Annotated in this window: 10 protein-coding genes; 3 read left to right on the top strand and 7 right to left on the bottom strand. The window is 38.3% G+C overall.

The window, feature by feature from the left end:
* Positions 1–55: 55 nt before the first annotated feature.
* Positions 56–1,789, bottom strand: coding sequence for an ABC transporter ATP-binding protein (locus IGQ45_07405; protein ID MBF2057038.1), 1,734 nt, complete (start codon positions 1,787–1,789; stop codon positions 56–58).
* Between the two features lie 213 nt (positions 1,790–2,002).
* Between IGQ45_07405 and IGQ45_07410 the strand changes: the two genes are divergently transcribed.
* Both IGQ45_07410 and IGQ45_07415 read left to right on the top strand, forming a co-directional pair.
* Positions 2,003–2,836, top strand: coding sequence for a class I SAM-dependent methyltransferase (locus tag IGQ45_07410; protein ID MBF2057039.1), 834 nt, complete (start codon positions 2,003–2,005; stop codon positions 2,834–2,836).
* Positions 2,837–2,907: 71 nt separating this feature from the next.
* Positions 2,908–3,939 (top strand): AI-2E family transporter, encoded by a 1,032-nt coding sequence (locus IGQ45_07415; GenBank protein ID MBF2057040.1) that lies wholly within the window; start codon positions 2,908–2,910, stop codon positions 3,937–3,939.
* Between the two features lie 137 nt (positions 3,940–4,076).
* On the opposite strand, the gene pheS is transcribed toward IGQ45_07415, so the two are convergent.
* The 3 genes from pheS to IGQ45_07430 all read right to left on the bottom strand — a co-directional run bounded on the left by pheS (position 4,077) and on the right by IGQ45_07430 (position 8,452).
* Positions 4,077–5,072, bottom strand: coding sequence for a phenylalanine--tRNA ligase subunit alpha (pheS, locus tag IGQ45_07420; protein MBF2057041.1), 996 nt, complete (start codon positions 5,070–5,072; stop codon positions 4,077–4,079).
* Between the two features lie 273 nt (positions 5,073–5,345).
* Positions 5,346–6,878, bottom strand: a complete 1,533-nt coding sequence (locus tag IGQ45_07425; protein MBF2057042.1) for an anthranilate synthase component I family protein — start codon at positions 6,876–6,878, stop codon at positions 5,346–5,348.
* A 356-nt stretch (positions 6,879–7,234) separates the two neighbouring features.
* A complete protein-coding gene (locus IGQ45_07430) occupies positions 7,235–8,452 on the bottom strand; it encodes an ABC transporter permease (GenBank protein MBF2057043.1) in 1,218 nt (405 codons plus the stop codon).
* A gap of 159 nt (positions 8,453–8,611) precedes the next feature.
* On the opposite strand from IGQ45_07430, the gene IGQ45_07435 reads away from it, so the two are divergent.
* On the top strand, positions 8,612–9,118 hold the full coding sequence (locus IGQ45_07435) for a manganese efflux pump (GenBank protein ID MBF2057044.1): 507 nt from the start codon (positions 8,612–8,614) through the stop codon (positions 9,116–9,118).
* 67 nt (positions 9,119–9,185) lie between these two features.
* On the opposite strand, the gene IGQ45_07440 is transcribed toward IGQ45_07435, so the two are convergent.
* The 3 genes from IGQ45_07440 to ftsH form a co-directional block, all read right to left on the bottom strand.
* Positions 9,186–11,108 (bottom strand): FAD-dependent oxidoreductase, encoded by a 1,923-nt coding sequence (locus tag IGQ45_07440; protein MBF2057045.1) that lies wholly within the window; start codon positions 11,106–11,108, stop codon positions 9,186–9,188.
* Positions 11,109–11,288: 180 nt separating this feature from the next.
* Positions 11,289–12,062 (bottom strand): hypothetical protein, encoded by a 774-nt coding sequence (locus IGQ45_07445; protein ID MBF2057046.1) that lies wholly within the window; start codon positions 12,060–12,062, stop codon positions 11,289–11,291.
* Between the two features lie 180 nt (positions 12,063–12,242).
* A complete protein-coding gene (gene ftsH, locus IGQ45_07450) occupies positions 12,243–14,126 on the bottom strand; it encodes an ATP-dependent zinc metalloprotease FtsH (GenBank protein MBF2057047.1) in 1,884 nt (627 codons plus the stop codon).
* Between the last annotated feature and the right edge of the window lie 127 nt (positions 14,127–14,253).

Here is a 14,253-nt window from a genome sequence, read left to right on the forward strand (position 1 = left end):
AAGCCTGATACCTGATACCTCTCCTCACCAAAATACTTTTTCAGCGCCCACAACCTTAATCATAAAATTGTTGAGCATGAAAACGAGCATAGCGCCCTTCCCGTTGTAACAATTCTTCATGATTACCCGATTCAATAATCTGACCTTTTTCTAAAACGAGAATAACATCAGCGCGCCTCACCGTAGCCAAACGATGGGCGATAACAAAAACCGTGCGCTGTTTCATAATTCTATCTAAAGCCTCCTGCACCAGCGCTTCCGATTCAGAATCAAGTGCGGAAGTTGCCTCATCTAAAATTAAAATAGGAGGATTCAAAAACATGGCGCGCGCTATGGCGATACGCTGTCTTTGCCCACCAGAAAGACTAACTCCCCTTTCTCCCACATAGGTATAATAACCTTGGGATAATTCTTTAATAAATTGATGGGCATTGGCAATTTTTGCCGCTTCTTCTACTAAATTAATATCAAAATTTGTTTGTCCAAAAGCGATATTATCAGCAATCGTACCAGAAAATAAATTAGTATCTTGGGGTACAATTCCGATACTATTTCTTAGGCTTTTAATGGTAACATCTTTGATATTTGTCTGGTCAATAAAAATCTCTCCTTCTGTAGTGTCATAAAAGCGAGGTAAAAGATTGACAAGACTAGATTTACCAGCGCCCGAAGCCCCAACCAAAGCGATAGTTTGCCCAGATTTTACCGTCCAATTAATCTTATTTAAAACGGGCGTATTATCTTGATAAGCAAAGCTAACATTATCAAAAATAATCTCACCCTTAACATTTTTTAACTCGATACTATTATCTTTTTCTATCACTAAAGGGCGTAAATTTAATAACTCAAAAATACGCTCTACCGATGCTTCTCCTTGCTTAAATTCATTATAATTACCAGTAGTAATAGCAATAGGATCAATTAATAAAGCTACCCCAGCAATATAACTGACAAAATCGCTACCTGTCATATTATTTTGGGAAATTTGCCACCCTCCTAAAAAGAAGAGAAAAATTACGCTCATGGCTTCTAAAAAACCCACCACTACAAACTGTAAAGCCTTAATTTTTTCAGCTGATAATTTACTTTTTCGACTGCTTTCAGCTTCAATAATAAAACGATTTATCTCATACTCTTCAGCAGTAAAGGCTTGAACTAATCTGATACCAGAAAAAACCTCAGTAATCAATGCTGATAAATTAGAAACTCGATTTTGACTTTTTCTTGTCAATTCCAATAACCTAGCACCAAAAGTAGCGATTAAAACTGCCATTAACGGAGCAACAATTAAAGTAGAAATAGTTAATTGCCAATTAAGATAAAGCATATAACCTAACACGACAATTAATTGTAGAATACTAGGTAAAAATTGCTGAAATATTTTACCAATTACCTCGCCAATTTTATCAACGTCTCCCGTTAAACGATAGGATAAATCACCTGTTTTTGTGGACTCAAAATAACTTAAACTTAAAGTTTGTAAATGTCCATAAACTAAAGTGCGCAAATCAAGGGCAATTTTAAGCGCCGCTTTTGCCATGAGGGTATCTTGTCCGTATTGTACGATACCGCGCACAAAAAAAATCACTGCAGATGCCCCTGCCAAAGAAGCAATAGAATTTAAATCTCCTTTGCCCACATAGTCAGCCATTCTCCCAGCCAACCATGCTAATATAGGCCAGAAAACAGTAAAACCGATGGTACAAATTAAAGCGCCCGTAATCGTTTTTAATTCGGGAGTAACAAAAGGCAATAATTGCCAATAGATAGATTTTCTTTGCTTTTCCAAGACTACTTCCCTTGATAAACAAACTTAACTATCATACAGCAGTTTTCATTCCTTTAAACCATCTCTAATAATTTAGAAAAACACCTTTGCGTCTTCGCGCCTTTGCGAGACACAAAAGTTATAGCTTTGCATTACTTGACAAAGCAGAAGAATAAAGAATAAAGCGGTTTTGGTTTTAGAATGATTTTGGAATTAATACTCACTAAATTATTTATGATAGAGAATCTTTTTTTTGAACTAACAAAATTATCACCCTCACTGAAAAAGAATTTATGGCAGTGGTGGTATGAGTTATTAGCCAAGAATTATCAAAAGTCTGATTGGGAATTTATGAATTATGGTTTTGCTGATTTACAAGGGGAATTATCATCTCTTAATTTAAGTCAAGAAGATGAAAATAATCGTTATTTTATTCAATTATATCAATATGTTAGTAGCGCCCTTCCTTTAGCAGAAAAAACTGTATTAGAAGTTGGTAGTGGCAGAGGGGGAGGGGCGCATTTTCTGGCGAAAACTTATCATCCACAAGAAATGATTGGGGTTGATTTATCTATGAAAAATATTACTTTAGCTAATCAATTATACCAGCGCCCGAACCTCGCTTATCGTCAGGGTGATAGTGAGAATTTACCCTTTGAAGATAATTATTTTGATTTAATTATTAATGTGGAATCATCTCACTGTTATCCAGCAATGGCTAAATTTATGGAAGAAGTTAAGCGAGTTTTAAGAATAGGAGGAGTTTTTTCTTGGGTAGACTTGCGCCCTTTACAAGAAGTAGAAAGTTTAGAAGAATGTTTCAATAATTGTGGCTTAAAAAAAATTAAATTTAGCAATATTACTGCTAATGTGGTGAGGGCGCTAGAATTAGTGAATGAGGGGAAAGAGGAAGCAATTAACAATAATGTACCATGGTTTTTACGTCAAGCCTTTCGTGAATTTGCAGGAGTTAAAGACGGTAAAATTTATGATGGTTTTGTACAAGGAGAAATGGTTTATTTAAGTGCTATCTTTATCAAGGAAAAAAATTCAGAGCTTTTCAATTAAAAAGACTATTCTACATCAGTTTATTTTTACAGTATAATTTATATGTCAAATTGCCATTCTATTATACTTAGATGAATTTTTCAAAATGGATTAGTTTTAGCGCCGTAATTGTTTTTGTATATGTATTATGGCAAATTAAACAACTTTTACTCTTAGTATTAACTGCCCTAGTTTTAGCAATTAGCTTAAATATCTGTGTCAAACAATTAAGAAAATTTGGCATACAGAGAAATCAGGCAGTCTTAATTTCTACTACTTCACTCATGGCAATTTTGCTTTTTTTTGTAGTATTAATTGTGCCTTCTCTCATCTCCCAATTTGGACAATTATCCCAATTAGTGCCACAAGGAATTGATCAGTTAATTACTCAGTTAAATAAAATTAGAGATAATTTATCCATTGAAATTATTGATAGTTTACCAAATCTTCAGGCAATTTTAGAGCAACTGCGACCTATTTTAAATGATCTTGTCAGCCGTGGAGTTAATTTTGTTTCAGGATTTTTTGGCATACTTTTAAGCAGTCTTTTGTTACTGGCTTTAACCCTAATGATTTTAGTCGATCCTTCTCCTTATCGAGATGGTTTTATTCGTTTATTTCCTAAGTTTTATCGCCCCAGAATTAATCAAATTTTAAAACTATGTGAAATTGATTTACAAGAGTGGCTAACAGATACATTAATCAAAATATCCAGCGCCCTCCTTCTCAGTTGTTTTATTTTATTTGTATTACAAATACCATTGGTTTTTGCTCAGGGATTTTTAACAGGAATATTAGTCTTAATTCCTTATATTGGTACAACTATCAGTGTTATAGCGCCCACCGCCATTGCATTATTAATCTCACCGTGGAAACCATGGGCGGTGGTTCTTTTTTATGTCTTGATGTATCAAATTATTGAATACTATATAATTCCAAAGCTAAGAAAAAATCGCTTGAAACTAGCTCCAGCTAATGTAATTATTGGAGAAGTATTTTTTGCCAGTTTACTAGGAATATTAGGATTATTTTTAGCACTACCATTAACAATTATTGGTCAAATTGTCGTGAGGGAAGTTGTTGTGAAAGATATTTTAGATAAATTTACTTTAACAGATTCTTAAGATATTTTCGTTCATTGCACCTTTAACCGTGTAATCAATTACACGGTAGTAAAATGCGAAAATAGAATCGATTTTGTAACAAATTATCCGAATTTAATTTTAGTTTTTATTCGGGCTTAAATTGTGTTTAAGTACCACTAAAACTGATTCAAAAAGCGCCCGTCACCGTTATATAAACGACGAATATCATCAATTTTATGGAGAATCATGGCAAATCTTTCCACCCCTAAACCGGCAGCAAAACCGCTATAAATTTCTGGATCATAACCAACGGCTTTGAGTACATTAGGATCAACCATACCACAACCCATCACCTCTAACCACTTACCCTGCCATTGCACATCAACCTCCGCCGAAGGCTCAGTAAAAGGGAAATAACTAGCACGGAATATGGTGGGTAAATCATCCCCAAACATTTGTTTTAAAAACTCTTTGATAGTGCCTTTTAAATCTGTAAAAGTGATTTTTTTACCGATGGCTAACACCTCAATTTGATGAAATACTGCCGAGTGAGTCGCATCTACGGTATCACGGCGATAAACCCTACCCGGTGCAATAATTCTGATGGGTGGCTCATGATTTTCCATGTAGCGAATTTGTACCGAAGAAGTATGAGTGCGCAATAAATTCCCCGTATCGAAATAAAAAGTATCCTGCATATCCCTAGCTGGATGATCTTGAGGGGTATTAAGCGCCTCAAAATTGTAGTAATCCGTTTCAATTTGTGGACCTTCGGCGACAGTATAACCCAAACCCACAAATATATCAATAACTCGATCAATGGTGCTTTGGAGGGGGTGCGCTTTGCCTAACGGTTTACCAACTCCCGGCATAGTGACATCAAGAGTTTCTAATGCAATTTGAGCTTGAATTTGCTGGGTTTGTAAGCTGGTTTGTTGTTGCGTTAAGCTATCTTGAATTTTATCTTTAATATTATTAGCAACAGCACCAATTATCGGGCGCACTTCGGGCGCTAGTTTACCCATCCCCCTTAAAATTATGGATAATTCCCCTTTTTTACCCAGATAAGCGACTCTTAACTCCTCTAATTTGGTTAAATCCTGACAAGTGTTGATTGCTTGATGGGCGCTTTGGGCGAGATTATGTAGTTGATTTTCGATTTCTGTTGCCATGTTTTTCTTGCTTATGTGACTTCACTAATTAATTATTACCAAAAAATCTTCCACCAATAGCAAAAATAACAAAAAAGAGTTCAATTCATTGAACGAAAAATCCCGTAGCCGTGAAATTTATTACACGGCGACATTAAACGATAGTCAATCAATTTTTGAGAAAAAATAATATATTATTACTACCTTAAAACAAAAAACCAGCGCCCTCCACCCCATCTTCTTACCTCTTACTTCTTACTTCTTACTTAAAAGCGCCCTCCACCCCATTCATCATTAACTCAAACCACCGATAGCCTCCAATAAACCACGCGCCTTATTAAGAGTTTCTTGATACTCCTTCTGCGCCTGAGAATCAGCCACCACCCCAGCGCCCGCCTGCACCGAAATAACATAACTATCAGCGCCCTTCACCTTTTGGGCAATCATAGTGCGAATAGTAATCGCCGTATTGAGTTGACCATCAAAATTATAATAACCATAAACCCCCGAATAAGGACCACGGCGCTCCGGTTCAAGCTCATTAATAATTTGCATCGCCCGAATTTTGGGCGCCCCACTCACCGTACCAGCCGGAAAAGCCGCCTTCAATAAATCCCACGGCGTGTATTGACTTTCTAAAACACCAGTAACATTACTAACAATGTGCATCACATGGGAATAACGCTCAATCACCATCAACTCATCCACCGTTACCGAACCCTTAACACACACACGACCCAAATCATTACGCCCCAAATCAACCAGCATAACGTGTTCAGCGATTTCCTTCGGGTCTTGTAACAAATCTTGGGCAAAAAATTGATCCTCTTCGGCATTTTTTCCCCTCGGACGAGTTCCAGCAATGGGGCGTAAAGTTGCCTTAGTTGTACCATCTTCCTGCTTTTCCGCTTTCACCATCACCTCAGGAGAAGAACCAATTAACTGCCACCCATCAAAATTATAAAAAGCCATATAAGGAGAAGGATTAATCAACCGTAAAGAACGATATAACTCAAAAGGATGTCCATGGTAACTAGCTTGTAACTTTTGAGAAAGCACAACTTGAAAAATATCCCCAGCCTTAATATATTCCTGTGCTTTAGCCACACTAGCCGAAAATTCTTCCTCAGTGGTATTACTACGATAATTAGTAAAATTTGGAGCGTTTTTATTAGCAGAAACATTAAACTCCAAAGGTTTAGCCGAAATAGGCAAAGGTAACTGTAATTTAAGAACTAATTTAGTCACCTGATCACAGGCTTTTTGATAAATTTCCTCTAAACTGAGATGTTTCTGCCGTAAATCAGCATAAGCAATTGCCCAAATTTTACGCTTAACTTGGTCGAAAATCAGTAAATTATCTACCTGCATCCAAATTCCATCGGGTAAACCACCTTCATTCGGAGGATAAACAGTCACCTTAGGTTCAATCCAAGAAATTAACTCATAACCCCAATAACCAAATAAACCACCAATATCAGCCGGAAGTTGCGGTAAATGTACCGGATTAATAGATTCTAAACAACTCGATAAAATATCAAAAGGATTGCCCGTAAAGACTTCCACCTTACCTTGTCGGTGAGTTTTTTTGCACTGATGCCCCCTTGCTTCCAATACCCAAACAGGATCGCAACCCAAAAAACTATAGCGCCCTAGCCTTTCTCCCCCTTCCACTGACTCTAATAAAAAACTATGGGGTTGATCGGCGCACACCTTATACCATGCTGATACAGGAGTTTCTAAATCGGCGACAAATTCTTGATATACAGGGATAAAATTTCCTTGATCTGTTAGGGAAGAAAACTCAGCAAAATCGGGGAAAATCATTAATTACCAACGACTGTTAAACAATTCTTCCAATTTTATCAGAAAATTTCCCTTAATTTATTTTCAAACCCAAGAAAGAATGTAAATTATCTATAGCAATCCGTTATGATTTGTGAGAATTTTTAACGGACTTCCCCTTTTTTTAGGAGAGGTTTTTCATTCTCAAAATTGTTTGTTTGTCAAACTATCTAATAGTCAAAAATTCAGAGGTTTTTAGCTACTAATAAATCAATTAATAGTCAAAAATTCTCCTGTCTCCCTGAATCTCTCTCCCTAAATAATAATTTTGGGATTCTTCGACAACGCCCATGGGGAGACAATATAGTTATTGGTGCGTAAATTCTACTAAAAGAGAGTTAAGCACTACGCAATGCCACAATAGGGTCTAATCTGGCGGCTTGGCGAGCAGGAATCACCCCGAAAAATAAACCAATTCCCCCAGAAACACTCACCGCTAACACCACAGCAACTGGAGAGACGAGCGCTGGAAGAGGTGACAATAAACCGACAATAATAACACCACTAATACCAATCATTGTACCAATAGCGCCCCCCACCGCAGAAATAATAGTCGCTTCGATGAGAAATTGTAAAAGGATATTAGTTTCTGTAGCGCCCACCGCCTTACGCAAACCAATTTCTTGAGTTCTTTCCGTCACCGATACTAACATAATATTCATTACCCCGATACCGCCCACAATCAAAGAGATACCAGCAATAGCGCCCAACATCACCGTTAACCCCCCCGTCACCGTGCCAACAATACTCAGTAAATCCTTTTGAGTCTCCACCCGAAAATCATCTTCCCTAGTAATTTTGTGTCTCAAACGCAATAAATTTTCAATTTGAAATCGCGCCGCCTCAATACTACCAGTATCCTTCGCCGCTACATTAATAAAACTTAACGCAATACCATATTGAGAAGTTCTTCCCACTAATTGACTAGCCATAGTCGTCAAAGGGACATAGATAGATTCGTCCTGATTTGTGCCTAGAAACGAACCCTTTGCCTCCATAATGCCAATTACCTCAAAATTAGCATTTTTAATCCTAATGCTTTTACTAAGAGGATTTTCCCCCGGAAAAAATTGTTCAGCAATATCAGGTCCAATCACCGCCACACGCAAATTACGATTTAGGGCAGATTGATCGAAAAAGCGCCCTTCCTCCACCGCAAAACTTCTGACAGGGAGAAATTCAGGAGTAACTCCAAACACAGTGACATTATTGTTATAACTTCCAGCTGTCACTAAAAAACGGTTACTAATTTGCGGTGCTACCTCTTTCACCGTTGGCACTTGATTCGCTATGGCTTCCGCATCCGCTAAAACTAAAGTATTCGGCACATCAAAATTAGTTCGCCGTGATTCTCTACTACCCGGCACCACAAATAACACATCAGCGCCCAACGACTGAAACTCATCCGCAGCCAATTTCTGCGCCCCTTGCCCCACGCCAATCATACCGATAACAGAAGCATTACCAATGACAATACCTAACATGGTTAAGCTACTGCGCATTTTATTTGCCATCAGGGTGGTGGTAGCCATTTTCACAATTTCAATTAATTTCATTTTTTTATCATAATCAAACAATAATTATTCACTATTTTAACAGATTATTTTTTACTTTTAAAAATCCCTAAAAGCTACTATAATTAATATATAAATATTATGAGTAATTAAACATTAGTGAATATTCTAACTGTTTTTCTAACAGCTATTGGTTTAGCTATGGATTGTTTTGCCGTATCCATTTGTGGTGGCTTAAAGCTCAAAAAAATTCAGTGGCAAGATGCACTTTTAATCGCTGTATTTTTTGGTGCTTTTCAAATGTTAATGCCGATGATCGGTTGGTTATTGGGGTTAACTTTTAGAGATTTTATGAGTAATTTTGATCATTGGATCGCCTTTTTCCTATTAGGTATTATTGGAGCAAAAATGATTTATGAAGGCATGGAAAATGAAGCAGATGAAATAAAAGGAGACCCTCGTAATCTTTCTGTATTAACGGGTTTAGCCATTGCCACCAGTATTGATGCTTTGGGAGTGGGTTTGACTTTTTCTCTCTTGGAAACAGGCATTATTAATTTATTAATTGTGATTGGTATTGTTACTTTTATTGTGTCCTTTTTGGGAGTGGTGGTGGGCGCTAGATTTGGTCATTTATTTGAACAACAAGCGGAAATTATCGGCGGTGTAATCTTAATCGGTTTAGGTTTGAAAATATTATTACTCTAAGCGTTATTGACTCGTAGGGGTTGAATATTATTCAACCCTTACCAATGGAATTAGAGAAAAGCGCCCGTCAAATCGTCAATAAACCAGAAGGATTAACCGAAAGTAAATCACGTCTTTGTAAACCCTCCTGATGTAGGATAGTATTAGCAGAAAGTAAACCGCTACTAATCGCCCTCTCCATCAATCCGGAAGGAAAAGGCATTTTCACCCAATCACCGGCAAACATCAAATTTTTAATTTCCGTTTCCGTAGCCGGACGATTTTGATAACTATTCGGTGGATAACCAGAAAAATTCTTTTGATTAACTAATTGCTTATGAAGAATTTTAGCATCAGCTAATGCCGGCACAATTTCCCTTAATTCTTGCTCAAAAGTGCTGAGAATTAACTCCTGAGTTGGAAAATCTTTTTCCTTGTAACAATAAGAATGCAACTCTACCACACTTCCCCCTGTTTTCTGCGCCCAAGCAATATATTCATTTTGAATACGATGATATAAACAGATACTATCCGTCAAAGAATATCCCGACAAAGAAGCAAAATTACTATGCACCCACTCAAAATCCTTATCTAGCCAGAAGCGCGCTACTGCAAAAGGATCAGCTAAAGGTAATTTTTGCACTTGAGTTTCAGTATTAAGGCAATTACCCTCATCCATTTCTAGTAAATTAAATAAATGTTTAACCCCCGGCACATCAGTAGCAATAACAAAATAATCAGCTTCAATGACTTGAGGTTTAACATCAGTGTTCTTATTAGCGATTAACTGCACTTGCTCATCTTTTTTACCCATAACCCGATAAGTTTTGAGGTGACGTGGCGCTGGACCTTGTAAAACTTCCCCTTGATTATCATATAAAGCAGCATGACAAGGGCATAAAAATTTCCCGTCAGCTTGTTTATTAACCGTGCATCCTTGATGGGTACAACTTAACGACATCGCCGTTTGATAATCTTTACTAACTGCATATAATTGATCTCCTGCACCATAGTAATGGTATTGCTCATCAGTTAATAAATTATTAGCCTTCACCCAAAAAGGCACATTTGCTTCCCCTTCCCCTTGATAGTATTCAATGGAAGTAATTTTATCCCCAGCGCCCTTCACCTTACTAATATTTGCCTCAGTGATAATTTTACCGCCATTTGCCTCAATTTTTCTAGCGATAGGATCAACTAAACTTGTCCCCATATCATCCACCGTACCATTAAAAGCCAATCCTTCAGGATTACCAAAAAAATAAAAATGGAAAAACTGCATTAGTTCACCTGTACTTAATAAGTCAGGTGCATTAAGAGAAGACTTAGCAAAAGGCAAAAAATAGAGGTCAAATAAACCTTTAGGAATACCTTTGGCAGCCCAATCTTCCACAGAAATATTATCTAATTCATAGTAAGTGTTAGGAATTTTAAACCCAGCAATAGTCCTAAAAACGCGCCAATGTTCAGGATTAGCAAGGTTAATACCCCAATGGAGAGAATTATTACTAGATATAGCTAAATCAACGATATTCCAAGGGAAAGCAGAATGACTAGGGCGGAAATTTTCTGGTTGATATTCATTATTTTTGAACACTACCGAATAAAAATCAAGAGATTTGAAATTATCAGTGATATTGATTTCTTTAACAATACTTTTGAGGTTGTAGTATTGGGGAAAAAAACCATGGAAACCATGTTCCATTTTAAAATTATCTTCCCCCACTTGAATATCCCAACTGGCAATTTTACCGCCTAACTGGGGGGCTTTTTCCATTAATGTCACCTCAAATCCCCGTTGACTCAATTCATAAGCAGAAGCTAAACCGGCTAATCCACCACCAATGACAACTACTTTTTTCCGTTTAGTGAGATAACGGGGTAAATCGAGGGTATCTCCCTTGTGGATGGTGGGTTGTGGTTTAGAAAATCGAGAATAGCCTAGAAAACCTAAAATACTACTGAGGGCAAAAAATTTTAATAGACTGCGACGAGAAAAGCGATTACTCATGAAAAAATGATATTAAGATTATGACCGAAAACTTAATATTACTTTATCAAATTCAAAGCCTGTTATTAACATAATTAAGTGAAAGGAAAAGGGCAAAGGTTTTAAAAGGGCAAAGGGCAAGGGGCAAAGGGAATTATTATTTCATAATTCATAATTTCCTTCGCCTACCCTAGGGAAATATTAAAGATTAAAATTAGAGCGCAAAACTAAGTCTAAATCTCTTTTAGCATCAAAAGAAATAACTTCTGCCGTGCGTTGCCCACTAAGAAGATAACCAGCCAGCGCCCCTAACCCAGCGCCCCCAAGGATTTTTTCAGTAGCAATGACTCGATTACCCGTCACCCCAGAAATTAAGGTAGCAGCCGCCGCACCAGCTACAGCGCCCTTCCACACATTATCAGTGTCTTTGCCTCTTTCAACAACTTCTGTACGACTGACGATGTTAGATTCCGCATTTATTGATCTTTCGACACCATTAGGAAATACTACCGTTTGGGCGAAAAAACGAGAACCAATGCGGTTGCCTCGGTCCGGTCTGATTTCCCCTTTAATTTGGCTACCGGCGGGGATAATTACTCGATTTTGGTTATTTCTGATGTCACGGTTAACTGTGAGAGTAAGAGGTAATGTTTCATCTTTGGTAACGTAAATTTTTTCCGCATCTTGATAAATAGCGAAAATGGTTGTACCGGAAGATAAAGAGTCAGAAGATTGAGCGTTAATGGGATTAAAACGATCATTATTGCGCTGTTGTTCCCAACTTCTTGAGTTATTATTGCCGTAGGCTGGACTTTGGTTACGATTGTCATTCCTATAGACTGGATTGTCTCCACGATATAGAGATGGTCGAATCATTTGGGCGCTAAGGGGAAGGAGAGGGGCGCTGGTTACTCCCAAACATAAGGTTACAGCGAGTTTTGAGTACCAACAGTGGCGAGAGGAGGATTTTAACATAATGTTATTTATCACTAATCAATTTTCTTGATTTTTTTGACGCAAGTTAATTTTATTAGTTCCAGACAAAGGGCAAAGGGCAAAGGGAGATGGGGAGAAAGGGAAGCAGAGGGAGAAAGGGAAGCAGAGGGGGAAAGGGAAGCAGAGGGAGAAAAGTTAGAATTTAGAAAACAATTACTTCTACATTCTACATTCTTTATTCCTCTCATTGTCCATTATCAATTGTCCATTATCCATGGCTTTGCTTAAAAGTTGGGCTAATTCTTCCCCTTCGATAACCTCAGTTTGTAAAATCTGCTCGGCAATTTCCTTCAATAAATTTTGATTAACTGTAAGAATATCCAGCGCCCTCCGCCAACAATCAGAGATAATAGCTGAGATTTCTCCATCAATAGCTTTCGCCGTTTCTTCACTGATAAAACGCCTTTGATTGGGAGAATTACTCAAAAAACCGTTACCATTACCTTGATTATAGGCAAGAGGACCTAAATTTTTACTCATACCGTAGGTTGTCACCATTTTCTCAGCTAAATCCGTAGCGCGCCGTAAATCATCAGAAGCACCATTGGTGACAGTGCCAAAAATCAACTCCTCAGCGCACCTCCCCCCCAATAACATAGTAATTTGGGTGCGCCATTCCTGCTCATCCAACAAAAATCGGTCTTCCGTGGGCATTTTGAGAGTATAACCCAGCGCCCCTATACCCCTAGGAATGATAGAAATTTTCGTAACTTGACCTCCTCCCGGCAATACAGCGCCCACGATGGCATGACCAACTTCATGATAGGCAACGATTTCACGCTCTTTGGTGTTCAAAACTCGACTTTTTTTCTCCAAACCAGCCATTAACCTTTCCATTGCCTCATAAAAATCTTGCTGTTGCACCGTTTCCCGTTGACGGCGCGCGGCTAACAACGCCGATTCATTGACCAAATTAGCCAAATCAGCGCCCGCAAAACCCGGAGTGCGCGTAGCGATTTCCTTCAAATTTACTTGGGAATCAAGTTGTACTTTATTACCATAAATTTCCAAAATTTGCAACCTTCCAGCAAAATCAGGACGATCTACCAAAATTTGACGGTCAAAACGCCCCGGACGCAATAAAGCTCTGTCTAACGCCTCAGGGCGGTTGGTGGCGGCTAAAATCATAATAGTGGTATTTCCAGCCCCAAAACCGTCCATTTCCGTTAATAACTGGTTTAAAGTTTGTTCTCTTTCATCGTTACTACCGCTAGTATTAGCGCCCGTCTGACGAGATTTACCGATGGCGTCTAACTCGTCAATAAAAATGATGGAGGGCGCTTTTTTCTTGGCTTGGGTGAATAAATCACGCACTCGCGCCGCCCCAGTGCCTACATACATCTCCACAAATTCTGAGGCGGAAATACTGAAAAAACTTACCCCAGCTTCCCCCGCCACGGCGCGCGCCAAGAGGGTTTTACCTGTGCCGGGAGGTCCAACTAATAAAACACCTTTGGGGATTTTGGCGCCAATTTTAGCGAATCTGTCAGGATTTTTGAGAAATTCCACCACCTCCACCAATTCGGTTTTAGCTTCTTCTACCCCTGCTACGTCATCAAAAGTAACTTTAGTGCTGTTGCCTTCAATGTAAGTTTTGGCGCGACTTTTGCCGAAACCGCCACCATTGCGATTCATAAATAGTTGAAACACCAAAACAAAAATTAAGGGCGGTATCACCCACGCAAATAAGGCGTTGACAAGGGGGTTTTGTTGTGCCGGAGGGGGGGCACCAAATTCGATACCTTTGGCTTGTAATTTTTTGGGTAATTCGAGGTCTAAAATCGGTGTAGTCGCTAATACTTGAGGGGGATTATCCTCCTCGCTTTTAAGTTGATATAATATTTCTTTTTCTCCCAAGCGCACTGCTTTAACTTCCCCATCTTCCACTTGTTGCAAAAACAAACTATATGGCACTCTCTGCACCTGATTTTGAGGGTTGGTAAACCTTGGTAGTATTAATGAACCAACTAGGGCAAGGGCGCTGAGAGCAATTAAAATATCGATTTTGCTAAACGGTGACGGGCGCTGGAATTTTTTAGACATTTTTTTGTTTAAATAGGGGTTGCTGAAAAAATTTTTTGGTGAGGGGAGGTGTCAGGCTTCGGGTGTCAGGTATCAGGTGAAATGCTTATAAATTAAAGACTTTAGCTAAATATTTGTTTTTCATCAA

It is taken from the genome of Cyanobacterium sp. T60_A2020_053 (genome assembly GCA_015272165.1).
In the GTDB taxonomy this organism is placed as follows: domain Bacteria; phylum Cyanobacteriota; class Cyanobacteriia; order Cyanobacteriales; family Cyanobacteriaceae; genus Cyanobacterium.

Coding starts and splice junctions, on each gene's coding strand:
- IGQ45_07410 (MBF2057039.1), top strand. CDS start 2,003: ATGATAGAGAATCTTTTTTTTGAACTAACAAAATTATCACCCTCACTG.
- IGQ45_07415 (MBF2057040.1), top strand. CDS start 2,908: ATGAATTTTTCAAAATGGATTAGTTTTAGCGCCGTAATTGTTTTTGTA.
- pheS (MBF2057041.1), bottom strand. CDS start 5,072: ATGGCAACAGAAATCGAAAATCAACTACATAATCTCGCCCAAAGCGCC.
- IGQ45_07425 (MBF2057042.1), bottom strand. CDS start 6,878: ATGATTTTCCCCGATTTTGCTGAGTTTTCTTCCCTAACAGATCAAGGA.
- IGQ45_07430 (MBF2057043.1), bottom strand. CDS start 8,452: ATGAAATTAATTGAAATTGTGAAAATGGCTACCACCACCCTGATGGCA.
- IGQ45_07435 (MBF2057044.1), top strand. CDS start 8,612: ATGGATTGTTTTGCCGTATCCATTTGTGGTGGCTTAAAGCTCAAAAAA.
- IGQ45_07440 (MBF2057045.1), bottom strand. CDS start 11,108: ATGAGTAATCGCTTTTCTCGTCGCAGTCTATTAAAATTTTTTGCCCTC.
- IGQ45_07445 (MBF2057046.1), bottom strand. CDS start 12,062: ATGTTAAAATCCTCCTCTCGCCACTGTTGGTACTCAAAACTCGCTGTA.
- ftsH (MBF2057047.1), bottom strand. CDS start 14,126: ATGTCTAAAAAATTCCAGCGCCCGTCACCGTTTAGCAAAATCGATATT.